Annotated in this window: 20 protein-coding genes and 2 pseudogenes; 20 read left to right on the top strand and 2 right to left on the bottom strand. The window is 42.7% G+C overall.

Translation table 11 applies throughout. From position 1 onward, the window contains the following. The 11 genes and pseudogenes from HMPREF1536_RS28240 to HMPREF1536_RS19000 all read left to right on the top strand — a co-directional run. Positions 1 to 287 (top strand): annotated as a pseudogene (locus HMPREF1536_RS28240) (TraG/VirB4 family ATPase); the annotation flags it as partial. 244 nt (positions 288 to 531) lie between these two features. Further along, on the top strand, positions 532 to 1374 hold the full coding sequence (locus tag HMPREF1536_RS19045; protein WP_028728930.1) for an AraC family transcriptional regulator: 843 nt from the start codon (positions 532 to 534) through the stop codon (positions 1372 to 1374). A 7-nt stretch (positions 1375 to 1381) separates the two neighbouring features. Next, the gene (locus HMPREF1536_RS19040; protein WP_028728931.1) at positions 1382 to 1657 is read left to right on the top strand and encodes a zinc ribbon domain-containing protein; all 276 of its coding nucleotides are present in this window, start codon (positions 1382 to 1384) and stop codon (positions 1655 to 1657) included. 7 nt (positions 1658 to 1664) lie between these two features. Beyond that, positions 1665 to 2534, top strand: a complete 870-nt coding sequence (locus HMPREF1536_RS19035; protein WP_081693377.1) for an SPL family radical SAM protein — start codon at positions 1665 to 1667, stop codon at positions 2532 to 2534. Positions 2535 to 2537: 3 nt separating this feature from the next. Next, on the top strand, positions 2538 to 3314 hold the full coding sequence (locus HMPREF1536_RS19030) for a GNAT family N-acetyltransferase (RefSeq protein ID WP_028728933.1): 777 nt from the start codon (positions 2538 to 2540) through the stop codon (positions 3312 to 3314). 64 nt (positions 3315 to 3378) lie between these two features. Then, the gene (locus HMPREF1536_RS19025; RefSeq protein WP_028728934.1) at positions 3379 to 3606 is read left to right on the top strand and encodes a hypothetical protein; all 228 of its coding nucleotides are present in this window, start codon (positions 3379 to 3381) and stop codon (positions 3604 to 3606) included. Further along, positions 3563 to 4030: a hypothetical protein gene (locus HMPREF1536_RS28235; RefSeq protein WP_028728935.1), complete on the top strand. Its 468-nt coding sequence runs from the start codon at positions 3563 to 3565 to the stop codon at positions 4028 to 4030. The genes HMPREF1536_RS19025 and HMPREF1536_RS28235 overlap by 44 nt, the downstream gene beginning before the upstream one ends. A 147-nt stretch (positions 4031 to 4177) precedes the next feature. Next, a complete protein-coding gene (locus tag HMPREF1536_RS19015; protein WP_028728936.1) occupies positions 4178 to 4528 on the top strand; it encodes a helix-turn-helix domain-containing protein in 351 nt (116 codons plus the stop codon). A 254-nt stretch (positions 4529 to 4782) separates the two neighbouring features. After that, positions 4783 to 5367, top strand: a complete 585-nt coding sequence (locus HMPREF1536_RS19010; RefSeq protein ID WP_028728937.1) for a BfmA/BtgA family mobilization protein — start codon at positions 4783 to 4785, stop codon at positions 5365 to 5367. A gap of 4 nt (positions 5368 to 5371) precedes the next feature. Next, the gene (locus HMPREF1536_RS19005) at positions 5372 to 6292 is read left to right on the top strand and encodes a DUF5712 family protein (protein ID WP_028728938.1); all 921 of its coding nucleotides are present in this window, start codon (positions 5372 to 5374) and stop codon (positions 6290 to 6292) included. Next, positions 6289 to 6693, top strand: a complete 405-nt coding sequence (locus HMPREF1536_RS19000) for a hypothetical protein (protein ID WP_028728939.1) — start codon at positions 6289 to 6291, stop codon at positions 6691 to 6693. Before HMPREF1536_RS19005 ends, HMPREF1536_RS19000 begins: the two co-directional genes overlap by 4 nt. Positions 6694 to 6953: 260 nt before the next feature. Here the strand turns inward: HMPREF1536_RS19000 and HMPREF1536_RS18995 are convergent, their stop codons facing one another. After that, positions 6954 to 8180, bottom strand: a complete 1227-nt coding sequence (locus HMPREF1536_RS18995; RefSeq protein WP_044192971.1) for a site-specific integrase — start codon at positions 8178 to 8180, stop codon at positions 6954 to 6956. A gap of 7 nt (positions 8181 to 8187) precedes the next feature. Continuing rightward, positions 8188 to 9423 (bottom strand): site-specific integrase, encoded by a 1236-nt coding sequence (locus tag HMPREF1536_RS18990; protein ID WP_044192973.1) that lies wholly within the window; start codon positions 9421 to 9423, stop codon positions 8188 to 8190. 316 nt (positions 9424 to 9739) lie between these two features. Between HMPREF1536_RS18990 and HMPREF1536_RS28230 the strand changes: the two are divergent. From HMPREF1536_RS28230 to traN, 9 genes and pseudogenes are all read left to right on the top strand, one after another. Further along, positions 9740 to 9874 (top strand): annotated as a pseudogene (locus HMPREF1536_RS28230) (TraG/VirB4 family ATPase); the annotation flags it as partial. A gap of 547 nt (positions 9875 to 10421) precedes the next feature. Continuing rightward, positions 10422 to 12233 carry a reverse transcriptase/maturase family protein gene (locus tag HMPREF1536_RS18985; protein ID WP_046151773.1) on the top strand — a complete coding sequence of 604 codons (1812 nt, stop codon included), beginning with the start codon at positions 10422 to 10424 and terminating at the stop codon, positions 12231 to 12233. A gap of 92 nt (positions 12234 to 12325) precedes the next feature. Beyond that, positions 12326 to 12781 (top strand): TraG/VirB4 family ATPase, encoded by a 456-nt coding sequence (locus HMPREF1536_RS18980; protein ID WP_262497014.1) that lies wholly within the window; start codon positions 12326 to 12328, stop codon positions 12779 to 12781. Between the two features lie 11 nt (positions 12782 to 12792). Then, a complete protein-coding gene (locus HMPREF1536_RS18975; protein ID WP_004325453.1) occupies positions 12793 to 13419 on the top strand; it encodes a DUF4141 domain-containing protein in 627 nt (208 codons plus the stop codon). Between the two features lie 19 nt (positions 13420 to 13438). Then, positions 13439 to 14434, top strand: a complete 996-nt coding sequence (gene traJ / locus HMPREF1536_RS18970; RefSeq protein WP_004326113.1) for a conjugative transposon protein TraJ — start codon at positions 13439 to 13441, stop codon at positions 14432 to 14434. 127 nt (positions 14435 to 14561) lie between these two features. After that, entirely contained in the window at positions 14562 to 15185 is a 624-nt protein-coding gene (gene traK, locus HMPREF1536_RS18965; RefSeq protein ID WP_046151800.1) for a conjugative transposon protein TraK, read from the top strand. A gap of 4 nt (positions 15186 to 15189) precedes the next feature. Next, positions 15190 to 15486: a TraL conjugative transposon family protein gene (locus tag HMPREF1536_RS18960; RefSeq protein ID WP_046151799.1), complete on the top strand. Its 297-nt coding sequence runs from the start codon at positions 15190 to 15192 to the stop codon at positions 15484 to 15486. Then, positions 15464 to 16783 carry a conjugative transposon protein TraM gene (gene traM / locus HMPREF1536_RS18955; protein WP_028728285.1) on the top strand — a complete coding sequence of 440 codons (1320 nt, stop codon included), beginning with the start codon at positions 15464 to 15466 and terminating at the stop codon, positions 16781 to 16783. Before HMPREF1536_RS18960 ends, traM begins: the two co-directional genes overlap by 23 nt. 33 nt (positions 16784 to 16816) lie before the next feature. Beyond that, positions 16817 to 17427: conjugative transposon protein TraN (gene traN, locus HMPREF1536_RS28225; RefSeq protein WP_233426418.1), on the top strand; the 611-nt coding region annotated here is incomplete at its 3' end.

Here is a 17427-nt window from a genome sequence, read left to right as displayed (position 1 = left end):
TAACGCCCTGCTTCAACACGTTCTACGAGTTTGTCCGGGATGATTACCGCCGACAGCTTGAACAGAAGAACGTCAGGGAAAAGGATTTTGACATAGACAATTTCCTGAACGTGCTTGAACCATATTACAAGGGTGGCGAGTATGACTATTTGCTGAACTCCGACAAGGAGCTGGATTTGCTGTATAAACGCTTCATAGTCTTTGAATTGGACAACATCAAAGACCACAAGATTTTATTCCCGATAACGACCATTATCATCATGGAAGCCTTTATAAAGAAGATGAGATAATTTTGTATTCTTCTATAAAACAACGAATTAGCCAATCGCAAACAGACAATAGGTAATGACTTAGAAACGAGCGAACTACTTTAGTTTGCTATGTTTTTCCATCGCTTCAAATAACTTTCTCACAAAAGTACGATTATTTTCTAATATATTTTCTCCTTTGGGAATAAAATATTAATTTGGCGAGATTGGACAACATTTGCTCATAGCAAAATGAGTAATTTTGTTGCAAATAACAGAAGCAATGAGAAATAGTACTGAAAACATATATCAGCAAAAGGTTAATCAGGTTATTGATTATATCAGTGCAAATCTGCATTTGCCTTTACAGTTGGATGTCATTGCCGATAAAATAAACGTATCTCAAAGGCAATTACTTCGTATTATGCGTTCTGCCCTAAATGAATCATTATATACTTATGTGGCAAGGCAACGTATTGAACGGGCTGTACTATATATGCAAACCGAAGAAATGAGCTTGACAACATTGTCATCAATGGTAGGATATGATAATCCACAGTCTTTTTCAAAAGCATTTAAGAAACAGTTTGGTATATCTCCTAAAGCATATATTAATGAGTTACAATCTCGATTAGAGGGCTACGTACAAAGTAGTGGAAATAGAAGTAGTCTTCAAGCCGAAATATGCTATTTTGAAGGATTGGAGTTGGTCTATATTCGCATATTTGGAAAGTATGGTGAAACAGAGCCTTATGAAATAGCATGGAATAAATTGATGCTGTTTTTAAAAGACAATCAAGCCTTAACACTTGAAACTCGTTTTATCGGATTGAGTTTTGATGACCCAAACGTAACTAACTATAACCAATGCCGATTCTATGCTTGTGCATCGGTGAAAAAAAAGATTGTTCCAACTGGAAAGTTTGGAACAATTCGGTTGCAACAAGATAAGTATGCGGTTTACACTTTAAAGGGGAGTTGTTCAGGACTACAAGAGTTATATAACAATATTAGTGTGAATTTTGAACACACCATACGGCATGGGATGGCTTTTGAAGAATATATTAGTTATAGAACTGAAAATAGCAAAGAAAACATTACAAAAATTTATATGCCAATAAAATAGAACATTTATGGAAAACAAGTATTGCCAAAGTTGCGGAATGCCGCTACAAAATCAGGACGAGTTAGGAACAAACTCTGATGGAAGCAGAAATGAGGAATATTGCTGCTATTGTTTTAAGGACGGAGCATTTACGATGGATTGCACAATGGAGCAAATGATAGAGCATTGTGCGCAATTTGTAGATGAGTTTAACAAAGATTCTGAGGTAGTTTATACTAAAGAGGACGCTATTACAAATATGAAAATTTACTTTCCAACACTTAAACGTTGGAAAGTACAATAAAAAGATTATGCGATATATTGAAACAAAATCAATTTTATCAAAACTAAGGGAACAAGATACTTGGTTTGGCATTACTTATAACATGAATTTGTATAGGGGATGCCAACACGGGTGTATCTATTGTGATACACGAAGCGAATGTTACAGGGTTGGAGATATATCGCAAATATTAGTTAAGCAAAACGCTTTAGAATTACTGACAAAGGAATTACAAAGTAAACGTAAAAACAGAGCTACCATAGGTACAGGTTCTATGAATGACCCATATATGCCAATGGAAAGAGAACTGCAATTAACCCGGAATGCTCTACAAATTATTGCTTCATATAAATTCCCAGTCCATATAATAACCAAAAGTAATTTAGTAGAGCGTGATATAGATATTTTGCAGGAAATATCAAAAATGTATGCAGCCGTCAGTTTTACAATAACCAGTGCAACAGATTCGCTTGCAAAAAAGATTGAACCTAATGCGCCACCCTCATCGGAGCGTTATAATGCGATGAAAGCATTAGCAGACAAAGGTATTTATACAGGAGTTACATTAATGCCTATATTACCTTTTATCAATGATACAAGAGAAAATATAGAAACTATAATCAGACAAGCAAAAGATTCGGGAGTATCTTATATACTACCTATGTTTGGCGTGACACTCCGAAAAGGGTCACGAGAATATTTCTATATGGCATTAGACAATCAATTCCCCACAATAAAAGCTAAATACCAATCAGCATTTGGTGAACGATATGATTGCTACAGTTATGATTACAAGAAACTGTCAGATACATTCTATAACCTATGCATCAAGTTGGGGATAGAAACTAAAATGAGATTTTACGAGCCTAAAAAATATGAACAACCATCATTATTCTAAGTCATGGAAACAAAATACATTACACTTACAAAAGAAAATATAGACACGGAACATATCTGTTGTGCATTTTCTGATAAAAAATGTTTAAAAGGCTATGAAATGAAAAAAGCATGGCTAAAAAAAGAGTTTGATAATGGATATATTTTCAGACGATTAGATGCACGAGCAAAAGTTTTTATAGAATATGTCCCTGCTGAAAAGGCTTGGATCCCGGTTGATGCTTCCAATTATTTGATGATAAATTGCTTTTGGGTATCAGGACAATATAAGGGAAATGGACACGCTAAAGCATTGCTTCAATCCGCTATTGAGGATGCAAAAACACAAGGTAAAAATGGCTTGGTTACGGTTGTTGGAACAAAAAAGTTTCACTTTATGAGTGATACAAAATGGTTACTTAAACAAGGATTTAATACTATTGAAAGTTTGTCAAACGGATTTTCACTCTTAGGGCTGAAATTCGATAATAATGCACCGCCCCCATCTTTTAAGGAATGTGTAAAGAGTGGAGAATGTGAAGAAAAAAATGGATTGGTTGTATATTACACAAATCGTTGTCCTTTTACAGATTACTATGTAAATGGTTCTCTGTGGGTGTTAGCACAAGAACATAATATTCCACTTAAAATAATAAAGTTGGAAACAATGGAACAGGCACAAGCCGTACCTACTCCAGCCACTATATTTTCAGTTTTTTTTAATGGCAAATTTTTAACAACAGATATGAGCATATGCGTAGAATCTCGATTTACTAAGTTATTAAAAAATAATTTAAAATAGATTCTCTGTCAATTTGAAAAATGCATTTTTCATAATCAATTCATTTACTCTAAAAAGATTGCTTATGAATGATTTATTACAAACGAGGATATTCAGATTATTATCTGAAACCTCACAGGAAGTAACTAACCAAGAAATGCAAAATGCCTATGGTGAATTTGTCGAACAAATAAGAATAGTGGGGGATGGAGAGGATTATTCAACTACTTACCGGATTCTTGTAGCTACCCGTATTGAGATAGCTTCACTTGAAACAGCATCTCTTTACGGGCAGGGGGAAAAATGCGCTTAAAAAGCGGTTCTTACAAAAGACACTGGCGATTATTAACGCAGAACAGGAACTACTAAATTTCAAAATCACACATCCCGAATCGTTTCCTTCGGCAACCCTATTGACATTTGAATCAGCTTTATCGGTTATACCTAAGTTTCCTAATCTCGGAATCATGGGTATGACCGAAATTCTTTCAGCCCTGATGCTGTTGGGTGGCATCACCGACAACACAGGCAAGCATCCAACTATTATTGCTTTTTCGGAAGTCTTTGAACAGGCTTTCGGATTTAGTTTTAACGGTATCTATGACCGTCAAAACGAACTATTCAAACGCAAATCATGTAATCTCACCAAAACATTGGATGCTTTAAAAGCCGTCCTTATTAAAGAATATAAGAAACGGCAAGCGAAAGCACTGAAAAATAAAGATGAAAAAAGATGATTTTGCAATAGTTTGATAAATAGCTATTTGCGTTTGTGATATAGAGGGGTCAATACCGGACTCCTCTATTTTAATTTCTCTATTCTGCCGAACTTTGCTTCATCAATTAATTGAAAACAATAATGTTGAACTTAAAAATGAAGCAAAATGTATATAGACAATGAAAACTTCGACAAGTGGATGGAACGACTATCGAAAAAGCTCTCCGAAATTGGACAAGACCTGAAATCACTTATCAATACTGACAAGGTAATGGATGAGAACGACAAACTTTTAGATAATCAGGACTTGGCGTTTCTATTGAAAGTATCTTTCCGAACCTTGCAACGGTATCGGGCAAGTGGCAAGCTCCCTTACTTCACGATAAGTCATAAGACCTATTATCGTTCGGCTGACATCCGGGCATTTGTTCAAGAGAATGCTGATAGCAAGACCTATGAACGGTTCAAAAAGGAAAATCAACTTGATAAGCAAACCGAAGTAAAACAAGGTGGGTAATGTTAACGTCTGATGAAGTGCTACCATTCCCCATTTAGCAGAAACCGCCTCGCCTTGTGGCTCGGCTCGTTTCGCTAAATGAAGCAAGAGGGAACTGGACAAGTCCTGTTCTTCCCTCTTGCCCTGCGGGGCAAAGCCTTCTGCTTTAATGAGTTACATTCGTAAACGTTTATAACAGTGATTATAAGTCGAAAACGTATTTCGCTTATAATCAACTGAATGAATATCACTTTCTTTATAAAAAAGTTATAATCATGGATAAGACCAATAATATACCCACACTTACCACAATCGGAATAGACCGACAAACGAGTAAGTTAATAGATAAGCTCTGTAAACGCTATTCGATGAAAAAAGGGGAAATAGTCCGGTTGGCATTTGTCTATATTGATAAAGCCTGTATCAACCCATCGGAATCACCGGAATCCGTAAAATCGGAACTGGCGAAAATTAACAAACGGCAGGACGATATTATCCGCTTCATCCGACACTACGAGGAAAAACAACTGAATCCCATGATACGAACCGCTAATTCTATTGCAGTTCGGTTTGATACCATTGGCAAGACATTGGAAACACTTATTCTTTCGTGGCTGGAATCCAGTCAGGGGAAACAAACAGCCGTACTACAAAAAGTAAGTGAGCAATTTGGCAAACATGCCGATATAATCAACCAACAAGGGAAGCAACTAAACGCACTCTATCAAATACACCAACGGGATTACAAGAAGCTACTTCAACTGATACAACTCTATTCGGAACTGTCCGCTTGTGGAGTAATGGATAGCAAACGGAAAGAGAACTTAAAAGCGGAAATCATTAATCTGATAAACACATAGAACCATGCACATAGATTTTGCCCCACCATCAAGCGGAACATACAACAATGCAGGAAGTAGCCGCCAATTAGCTTCATATATGGAGCATGAAGATTTGGAACGTATGGAGAAAGGTATCTATACCGATGGCTTTTTCAACCTGACGGATGATAATATCTACAAATCAAAGGTTATTAAGGATATAGATAATAATATCGGGCAACTGTTGAAAACGGATGCAAAGTTTTTTGCCATCCATGTCAGCCCATCGGAAAGTGAACTTCGGGCAATGGGGAATACTGAACAAGAGAAAGCCGAAGCAATGAAACGGTATATTCGGGAAGTCTTTATTCCTGAATACGCCAAGAACTTCAACAAAGGACTATCCGAAGCGGATATAAAGTTTTACGGAAAGATACATTTTAACCGTAGCCGTTCCGACAACGAACTGAATATGCACTGCCATTTGATTGTGAGCCGGAAAGACCAAGCTAATAAAAAGAAGCTATCACCGCTAACCAACCACAAAAACACCAAAAACGGAGTAATAAAAGGCGGCTTTGACCGTGTAAACCTGTTCCAACAAGCGGAACAGGGCTTTGATAGATTGTTCGGCTATAATCGCCAATTATCAGAATCGTTTGAGTATTCCAACACGATGAAAAACGGTTCTATTTCGGAACAACTTGAATTACAGAATCAAAATTTTACTGGCGAAAAGAAAAAAGAAGTATTCCAATCAAGTGAAAAAGAAAATAATATTTCCTGCAATCTTGACAACAAGGAAGGAAATAGGCACTCTAACAATCAGCAGCACAATAGTAGGGGTGATTCTCTTTTATCTATTTTCTCAGTGGGTGAGGATAATAATAACGATTCTATACCAGTAGAAGAATTACAGGCACAGAAACGCAAGAAGAAAAAGAAAAGAGGAATAAGACGATGATTGAGTATGAAGAACTAAGAGCCGAAATAGACCGTTACTTAATGGAACGGTTCAGGTATCGTAAATCACTTGTACGGCTGACAGTGGATAACATTGTCACTACCCGGAGAAACAGCCGGGTAGATTTGTATCTGCGCATTAGGAGAAGTGAAAGCCGATTTCCCCCTGATTGCCTGATTATTGCCCGATTGGGTTTCTCAAAAGAACGGATAGGGCACGGAACGCACTTTATCCGATTTCTGACAGGAATAGCCCGAAAGTACGGTTTTAACCATATCGGCATTGAATGTGCCAATATTAAAAGTAATAGGTTAGCCGAGAAATTAGGCTTTTATTCCATAGATGGTGCAAACTTCGCAATAGCTATAACCAAACTAATATCTTATTTTTCAATGGAATAATCTTAATTAATCCTTTCTTTCTCTGAACACAAAGGTATATTCCAAGAATAAAACGGCAACACCGAGCCGCAAGCGGTTTTTGAAAATTTCTTCCTTTTTCGTTCCTCAAAAGAGTAAATTTCCAAAAAGTGTTGCCTTATTTATTCTTTCCATATAGGAGATGTTTATCAGAGAAAAAAAGGAAAAATATGTTGGTTTGAGTGAGGGGCATAAAAGAAAAAGACCGCCCTATGATACGTTAGAACGGTCTGGGAATGATGTCAAAATTTCACCAACTGGTATTTGTTCTCAATCTTTTGGGATAGCCGTTGCATATCTTCTTCGATTTTAGCACCTGTTATCTCTGCATAAATCTGGGTTGTTTTGATATTTCGGTGTCCCATCATTTGGCTAAGTGTTTCTATCGTAACGCCTTGTGTCAGGCAAATACTTGTTCCGACACTGTGTCGGCTCATGTGAAATGTGAGTTTCTTATCCAATCCGCAGAGTTTGCCGATACGTTTAGTATATTGACAAACAACATTCATACATAACATCTTGAATACTTTTCCTTTTTCGCCAGTACCTTTATATTTATTAATGATTTCCTTTGGAATATCCAATAATGGAACCAGCGACCTACTACCTGTTTTCTGTCGCCTAATATCTATCCATTGGTTGCCCTCACTATCCGTCACGATATTTATATCTTGCAAATTTTTGATGTCCGTGTACGATAAACCAGTCCAACACCCGAAAACAAACATATCCCGTACAAATGCCACGCTCAGATGCCCTATCGGGGTAGTCATAACCTTTTGTATTTCTTCACAAGACAACCATTTGCGGGATGTCTTAGGTTGGTCGGGAACATAACCAAAAAATGGATTACGTGATATAATACCTTTGTTCATGGCTCGTTTAACTAACTTCTTGAGAAAGATAATATGTTGCATCACACTACCCGTTGCCATCTTATGGTCTATTTTCAGATACATATCGTAATTCTCAATAAAGGAGTATTCCAAAGATGAAAACGGCATATCACTTTTGCCGTACTTATCACGGATAAAACGGGACAGGTTCAAATGAGCGTTTACATACGCCCGATAGGTTGCGACCGTATGGTTTATGCCTATACTTTTCCGTATTTCTTCGGTTGCTTCTTCCAATTCCTTTAGTAGCGTGGTTGGTTCTTGGGCTATGTTCATAACCGCATTTTTGACCCGTTCGGCTGTTACATAACCGTCTTTTTCTACAATGTAAGCATAATGTTTTTCTATGGAAGTCGAAAGGTACTTCAACTCCTTATTTACGCCTATTTCGTGTGCCGTTCTTCCCATTGAACGCCCCGCCTTTGCATCCCATAAATCAGGATTGGTTTCCAGTCCTGTACTGAATTGGACGATTTCCCCGTCCAATGTGATACGCCCCATTATGGGACATAGCCCGTTCTTCTTTACTTTGTTCCTGTTGATATAAAACAGGTATTTGAATGTGCTACGCATGATGTTATTATTGGTTTTTAGATTTGACAAAAGAGAACTTTCCCGCCATCCGTTCAGATAATTGCTTCATGTCGGCACTTATCTTTTGAGTGGAAACGGTCGCATAAATCTGTGTGGTGTGTATATCCTTGTGTCCCAACATTCTACTAACTGTTTCGATGGGTACGCCTTGTGAAAGGCACACCACCGTGGCGAAAGTATGGCGACTTTGATGATAAGTGAGTGTCTTGTTTATCCCGCATATTTCGGCAATGCGTTTGAGGTTTATATCAACGGTTGAATATCCGGGCACACTGAATATTTTTTCGCAAATCCTATCTTTTTTATACTTCTCGATAATTTGCAGGGGTATATCCAGCAGTCTGATACGGGAGATTGTACCTGTCTTTTTCCTTGCAATCACAATCCACTGTCTCCCGTCTTCGGTCGTAACAAGTTCCTTTTCAGTTAATCTTCGTATGTCGGCAAATGCCAATCCGGTGAAAGTGGAGAAAACGAATAAATCACGGATAAATGTACGGTTGGGAGAATCAAATGTAGCGTTCATTATCTTTTGTAGTTCCTCGCCTGTCAGGGTACGGTGTTCGCTCCGTCCCCGTTCCGGCTTGTACTCCGTAAATGGGTCACGGGCAATAAATCCTTTGTTAAGCGCAATGCGAACTATTTTTCTGAACGGGATAATGTAACCTAATACAGTATTCGGTTTCATCTTCAAATTCACCCGTAAATGAAAATCGTAGGCTTCGATAAAAGAGAATGTTAGTTGATTAAATGACATATCCCGCACATGGTATTTCTTTTGCAGGAAGTCAGCCAAATGACTGTAAGCATTACAATAGGTTTTATAGGTTCTTTTCTCCCTGTCTATTCCGACACGTTTACGGTAAACTTCGTTGTGTTCCGCAAATACTTTCAACAGAGTTTCCTGCGTGGAGGCGATACCCTGAAATGCGTTTTTCAGTTCTTCTGCTGTTACGCTTCCCCGATTGGTTAGATACTCTTTGTAACGAGCGTGAATACTTAGATTAATTTTATCAATCTGACGGTTTACCTGTAAGGCAAGGTTACTCTTTCCTGTCATTCGTCCCGCTTTGGCATCCCACTTTGATGGCTCGGCTTCAATCTTTGCCGAAAACTGTGCCATTGTTCTGCCAATGGTAATGCGCCCCATTACGGAACACAATCCGTTTGCCTTTACCTGATTCTTTTTAAGGTAGAATAACACCTTTAATTCTTCTTTCATAATGCTCACTTCTAATTAGTTACAAAATTATTGTTTAAGTGAGTTACTTGAAGAATGGAAGCCACAGCCAAAGAACGCCATCAACAGACGAATGAAGAAACGTTTCTTTCTGTCCTGTCAGTTAGCTGTGAAATCCGCTGTTCTGCCTTGTCGTTCTCGATGATAAACAGGTAATGACTTGGTAACGGAACTCTGACTTTTCGTGTCCGTTTTTGGCTTTTTAGCCTGTCTAACCATTATGCCACCAAAAGACATAAAGTGCTAACAAATAAATAGTTGCTTCGTTTGTCATTTCCTGTCTTATCAACTATTGATGTTTATAAACAAGATGCGCAAGTTAAAGGGGATAAGGAAATTAATACTAATCGAAGAAGCGTGGAAAGCGATTGCATCGGCGAACATGGCGGACTACATAAAATATCTGTGTGCGCCCGTAAAGGTTGCATCGTAAACATCTCTTTGGCAAGAGATTAGGAAAGTGTTCTTTGAAAATAACCTATCATCAGCCGACTTATCTGTTTTCGGGAAAACTTAACCGAGCAGGGAGTGTAGCATGTCGGAAAAGTCATAAGTCAGTTAGTTACCAAACTGCGACTGAATGGCGAGATGAAAAGATAGATATGAGGATAAAGTCCGAATTGATTAAACGATAGTCCGAGTGGTTCCCCTTTAGGCTATGGCGTAAGGTAACTATCAATCGCCATATCGTGATACTACTTCAGTGTATAGGTATGAATGTAGCAAGAACTTATCACGACACAACCGCAGTAAGCGAGTGAAGGACGGAAGTCGTATCCGACAATCTATCATGCCAACAGTTACGATGTAATAAACGGGGATTACCTATCCCGAAGTGCCGAAAGGCTATTAGGTTTGACCTATGAAAATTCGGAGTGGTAACGGAGCTTCCATAGTAGTCCGAGCAAGGTAACGCCTTGTACATGGCGAAGGGAAGCAGCTAATTATTAATACAATTAACGGAAAATGTGAGAGACATTATGAGAAGTCCAGAAAGAGTATTAAACAGTCTATCAGAACACAGTAAGGATGTAAGCTACAAGTTTGAACGTCTTTACAGAATTTTGTTCAATGAGGAAATGTTCTATGTTGCCTATCAGCACATCTACGCCAAAGAGGGCAACATGACTAAAGGTTCGGACGGTCAGACCATTGACAACATGAGCCTGAAACGAATTGAAAAGTTGATTGATACGTTAAAAGATGAAACGTACCAGCCCCAACCGTCAAAGAGGGTGTACATACCGAAGAAAAACGGTAAGAAAAGACCTCTTGGCGTACCGACTTTCAATGACAAGTTAATACAAGAAGTAGTAAGAATGGTATTGGAAGCCATATACGAGGGAAATTTTGAATACACCTCGCATGGGTTTCGACCCAATCGAAGCTGCCATACTGCATTAACTCACATCCAAAAGGAGTTTAGCGGTGCAAAGTGGTTTGTAGAGGGAGATATAAAAGGTTTCTTTGATAATATAAGCCATGATGTATTAATAAACATACTCAAGGAGCGCATTGCGGACGAACGCTTCATACGCTTAGTACGCAAGTTTTTGAAAGCGGGATATATCGAAGAATGGCAATTCCACAATACTTACAGTGGCACACCGCAAGGGGGTATCATCAGCCCGATATTGGCTAATATATACCTTGACAAGCTGGATAAGTATATAAAGGAATACATAGCCAAATTCGATAAAGGGAAGAAACGAAAATTCAGTAGAGAAAGTTTGGACTTCGGCAATGCAAGAAAACGTATTGTGCGAAGATTGAAGTCCGTAAAAGACGAAAGGCAAAGGGTAAAGCTAATCCTTGAACTGAAAGCAATAGAACAAGGACGGGCTAAATATCCCAATGGCGAAGAAATGGATGCCGATTACAGGAGAATGAAATATGCGAGATATGCAGATGATTTTCTCGTGGGAATTATCGGAAGTAAGCAAGATGCGCAACAGATAAAGGGAGATATTAAAAACTTCCTTGCTGATAAACTGGCATTGGAACTGTCTGATGAAAAGACACTTGTCACCCATACCGAAAGACCTGCCAAGTTTCTCGGATATGAAATTACTGTAAGAAAGTCCAACGACCAAAGACGTGATAAACGGGGTAGATTAAGAAGAACCTATGGTAAAAGGGTCTGCTTGAATGTCAGTATGGAAACTGTCCGTAAAAAACTGTTCGATTGGGGAGTCTTGGAAATGACAAACCGTAACGGAAAGGAAATATGGAAACCGAAATGTAAATCGGGACTGATATTCAATGACGACCTTGAAATCCTTGATAGCTATAATCGGGAAATCGTGGGTTTCTATAATTACTACTCCATAGCCAACAACTGTGCCCATGCCTTGAATAATTTCAAGTACATCATGGAATACAGCATGTACAAAACGTTTGCAGGCAAATATAAGTGCCGCACACGCAAGGTAAACAAGAAATATCGTAAGAACGGTAGGTTTATCATAAAGCACATGACTAAAACAGGTGTAAAGGAAAGATACTTTTACGACGGTGGCTTCAAACGCAAGAAGCCCACCTATAAATCGGAATGTGACACCATGCCACGAACAATTTATACTGCGGGGCGGACAAGTCTTGTTGAAAGGCTGAAAGCCCATGAGTGTGAATTATGTGGAGCGACAGACGACCTTGTTATGCACCATGTAAGGAAACTAAAGAACTTGCAGGGTAAGGAAAGCTGGGAACGACACATGATTGCCCGCAAACGCAAAACGATTGCCGTGTGCAGGAGTTGTCACAAAAAGATACATGACGGAAAGATAGACTAAAATTAGTGGAGAGCCGGATACGCTGAGAGGTGTAAGTCCGGTTCGGGGGCGAGCATTTGGAAACCTACCATAGAAATATGACAAGGCGCTGGGTGCTTAGCCTACACAAAACCGTCAGGAAGTATTTCGGGGAAGCGATTGTGGTAACGCAGGAAGTGGAAGATATTATTTCCTCGCCCATAGTGAAAGAGAGTATCATCAACAACTCGGACTGTAAAATCCTGTTAGACCAGCGAAAATATCTCAACAAGTTTGACAGCATACAAAACCTGCTCGGACTGACCGACAAGGAGCGTTCGCAGATATTGTCTATCAACATGGCGAACCACCCCGGACGGAAGTACAAGGAAGTTTTCTTCTCGCTGGGCGGCACGCAGTCGGCGGTATATGCCACGGAAGTTTCGCTGGAAGAATATTACACGTTCACGACAGAGGAAAGCGAGAAAATGGAACTGTTCGCTCTTGCCGAGAAGCTGGGCGGCAACCTTGAACTGGCTATCAAGCGGCTTGCGGAAAGCAAACGCAATCCCCAATCATCAACAACTTAAAAATTAGGAACATGAAGAAAACAATTCTCCTTATGGCGGTATGCCTTTGCTTCATCGGCAAGGCATCCGCACAGTGGGTGGTGTCAGACCCCGGCAACTTGGCACAGGGTATCATCAACACCACCAAGCAGATAGTGCAGACTTCCACCACAGCCAAGAACACGCTGGACGGCTTCATGGAAGCGCAGAAGATTTTCCAGCAGGGTAAAAAATATTACGATGCGCTCAAAGCGGTGCATGATGTGGTAAAGGGCGGTGTCAAGGTGAAGAAGTCCATTGAACTGGTGGCGGAAATATCCGAAATCTACGTGCGCAACTTCCAAAGTATGTTGGCAGACCCGAATTTCACGCCTGACGAACTGTCGGCAATATCGTTCGGCTATGCCAAGCTGATGTCGGAAAGCTCGGACGTGTTGCAGGACTTGAAGAATGTAGTGAACATCACGGGTATGTCGCTGACGGATGCCGAACGGCTGGCAATCATCGACAACGCTTATCGAAGCCTGCTCAACTACCGCAACCTCGTGAACTACTACACCCGCAAGAACATATCCGTGTCCTACCTGCGGGCAAAGAAGAAGAACGACACCGACCGGGTGCTGGCTCTCTACGGCTCGGCGGATGAACGCTACTGGTAACATATAAATCGGTATGCCTATGTTATTAGCAGCAGTGGATTTTGACAACCTGCACCAAGTGTTGCGGGTTCTTTACGATGAAATGATGCCCTTGTGCAGCAACATGACGGGGGTAGCGAAAGGGATAGCCGGGCTGGGTGCGCTGTTCTATGTAGCCGCCAAAGTATGGCAGTCGCTCGCACGTGCCGAACCCATAGACGTGTACCCGCTCCTGCGTCCCTTTGCGCTGGGGCTGTGTATCATGTTTTTTCCCACGTTCGTGCTGGGGACTATCAACACGGTGCTGTCGCCAGTGGTGAAAGGGTGCAACCAGCTTATGGAAACACAGACTTTCGACATGAACGAGTACCGGGCGCAAAAAGACCGACTGGAATATGAAGCCCTGATGCGAAGCCCCGAAACGGCTTACCTCGCATCGGACGAGGAATTTGACAGGCAACTGGAAGAACTGGGCTGGTCGCCCTCCGACATGGTGACTATGACGGGTATGTACATGGACAGGGCGGCGTACAATATCAAGAAGTCCGTCCGGGACTGGTTCAGGGAACTGTTGGAAATGCTCTTTCAGGCGGCGGGGCTGATTATAGACACGCTGCGCACGTTCTTCCTGATTGTGCTTTCGATACTGGGTCCGCTGGCGTTTGCGATTTCCGTCTATGACGGTTTCCAAAGCACGCTGACCCAGTGGATTTCACGATATATCTCCATTTACCTGTGGTTGCCTGTGTCCGACTTGTTCAGCAGCGTGCTGGCACGCATACAAACGCTGATGCTCCAAAAGGACATTCAGGAACTTTCAGACCCGAATTTCATTCCTGACGGGAGCAGCACCGTGTATGTAATCTTTATGATAATCGGTATCGTGGGCTACTTCACCATTCCTACGGTGGCAAGCTGGATTGTGTCGGCTGGCGGCACGTCTGCCTATAACCGCAACGTGGCACGGGCTGGGTCAATCGCCGGGGCTGCGGTCGGTGCGGCAAGCGGGAAAGTAACCGGGAAACTACTCAAATAAGACGGTTTCCACTCGGTAGCTACCTTGACCGTCACTTGGTAGCTACTTTGACAACCTCTTGGTAGCTGCCTTGACAAAGGGGCTGCAATAGAAAGATTTTAGAAACATTATTAGAACATATAAGAAAATGGAATTTAAGTCATTAACGAACATCGAAACGAGTTTCCGGCAAATCCGGCTCTTTGCACTGGTATTCATCTGCCTGTGCGCACTGGTGACGGGCTTTGCCGTGTGGAACTCGTACAGCTTCGCCGAAAAGCAGCGGCAGAAGATATACGTCCTCGACAACGGGAAAAGCCTGATGCTGGCACTCTCGCAGGATTTATCACAGAACAGACCCGTGGAAGCCAAATCGCACGTGCGGCGTTTCCACGAACTTTTCTTTACGTTATCCCCCGACAAAGACGCTATCGAAAGCAACATCAAACGCTCGCTGTTCCTTGCCGACAAGACCGCTTTCAACTATTACAAGGACTTGGCGGAAAAGGGCTACTACAACCGGGTGATTTCCGGAAACGTCACGCAGACGGTGGAGATTGACAGCGTGAAGTGCGACTTCGACCAGTACCCCTACAGGGTGAACACCTACGCCCGCCAGTTGATTGTCCGGGAAAGCAGCCTGACGGTGCGCAGCCTTGTGACCTCGTGCCGCCTGCTCAACGCCACACGGAGCGACAACAACCCGCACGGCTTCATCATCGAAGCGTTCACCATTACCGAGAACAAGGATTTGCAAACCGTCAAGAGGTAGCCTTATGGAGAGAAAACGAAACTACATCGAAAAGGTGCAGGACTGGGCGGACGACTGCCTGCGCCGAATGTGCGGACGGATTACGCCGGGCAAAAGGCTGGCGGTTATCCTCCTGATGTTCTTCTTTTTCGGCGGCTTGTCTATCTACATCACCGTTTCATCAATCTACAATATCGGGAAACGGGACGGCAGGCGGCTGCAAATAGAACATATCAAACAACTGCCATTGCAAGGCAATGACACAATCAAAAGTATCAACCCCTTAAACAGACCGGAATATGGAAGAAGTACAGAAGAATGAGAACGGCACAACCGTACCGCAGACGGACGGNAAGCCGAAAAAGGAAGATAAACCCAAACGGGAACTTACCCCGCAGCAGGTGCAGCAGCGCAGGAAAATGATAGTCTTCCCGCTGATGTTCCTTGCCTTTGCCGGGTGTATGTACCTGATATTCGTACCCTCCGGCAAAGAGGACGTGAACATGGAGAGCGTGGGCGGCTTCAACGCCGACATACCCCTGCCCGCAGAAGACGGGATTATAGCCGACAAGCAAAAGGCATACGAACAAGCAATGCTGAACCGCAAACAGCAGGACAAGATACAATCCTTGCAGGACTTCGGTTTCACGGGGGACGATGAAACGGAAGAACCGCAAGCGGAAATCGACCTGATGCCGGAAGAAGATGTGCAGCCACAACGGGGTGGCGGTGCTTCTTATTCGGCAAACGCTTACCGGGACATCAACCGCCAGTTAAGCACGTTCTACGAAACCCCGGCGGTGGACGAGGAAAAAGAGGACTTGAAGCGGCAGGTGGCGGAACTGACCGACAGACTGCAACAGCAGCAGAACGCCACGCCTACGGCTGACGACCAAATGGCACTCTTGGAAAAGTCCTACGAACTGGCGGCAAAGTACATGAACGGCGGGCAGGGACAAGTCGCACAAGTCCCGGTAACGGGCGGCATTGACCGCAAGCCGGATGCAGTGGCGGTGCAGGCAATCCGGGAAACGACCGTTTCGGGATTGCAGCAGCCCATGAGCGATGCCGACTTCATCCGGGCTTACAGCCAGCCACGAAACTACGGCTTCAACACGGCGGTAGGCACGGGCTACGCTATGGGAAAGAACACGGTAGCCGCCTGCATCCACCAAGACCAAACGCTGACGGACGGACAGGCGGTGAAACTCCGGCTGCTCGAACCCATGCAGGCGGGAAACATAGTCGTGCCGAAGAATACCCTTGTGGCGGGGACGGCAAAAGTGCAGGGCGAACGGCTCGACATACTGGTGTCCTCGATTGAGTACGCTGGCAACATCATCCCGGTGGAACTCGCAGTGTTCGATACGGACGGGCAAAAGGGGCTTTCCGTCCCGTCCTCTATGGAGCAGGAAGCGTTCAACGAAGCAATGGCGAATATCGGAAGCGGGCTGGGAACAAGCATTTCCTTTGCCCAAAGTGCCGGGCAGCAGGTGGCTATGGACGTGACAAGGGGCTTGCTGCAAGGAACGTCCGGCTACCTCGCCAAGAAGTTCCGAACCGTGAAAGTGAAGCTGAAAGCCGGGTACAAGGTGATGCTTTACGCCAAACAACAATAACCATTTTATCAACCACTAAAATTTCAATTAACGATGAAACAGATTTTTGTATTGTTCGCCCTCTTGCTGGGCGTGTGTGCGGCAAACGCACAGGAAACCGACACCGTGAAGTATGCGGCTGGTAACGACTTGTATCGGGGCATCACCCGGAAACTCCCGTACCGCCAAATGGTAACGCCCTACGGCGTGGAAGTGACCTTTGCCAAGACGGTGCATATCATCTTTCCCGCCGCCGTCCGCTACGTGGATTTGGGAAGCAACCACATCATAGCGGGCAAGGCGGACGGAGCGGATAACGTAATACGTGTGAAAGCCACGACAGAGGGCTTTCCGGGCGAAACGAACTTCTCCGTTATCTGTGAGGACGGCAGTTTCTTTTCATTCAACGCCAAGTACGCCCGTGAACCGGAAATGCTCAACATCGAAATGAAAGACTTCTTGGAGAATGAAGATACGTCCGACTTCTCACATACCCGCATGAACATCTATTTCCGGGAATTAGGTAATGAAAGCCCGCTGCTGGTGAAACTGATAATGCGGAGCATCTACAAGAACAATGACCGGAAAGTGCGCCACTTGGGTAGCAAGCGTTTCGGCATACAGTTCTTAATCAAGGGGATTTACACCTATAACGGGATGCTCTA

This window comes from Parabacteroides gordonii MS-1 = DSM 23371 (assembly GCF_000969825.1).
GTDB lineage: Bacteria > Bacteroidota > Bacteroidia > Bacteroidales > Tannerellaceae > Parabacteroides > Parabacteroides gordonii.
Note: the sequence above shows the minus strand (reverse complement) of the source record. Positions and strands in the feature narration are given on the sequence as shown.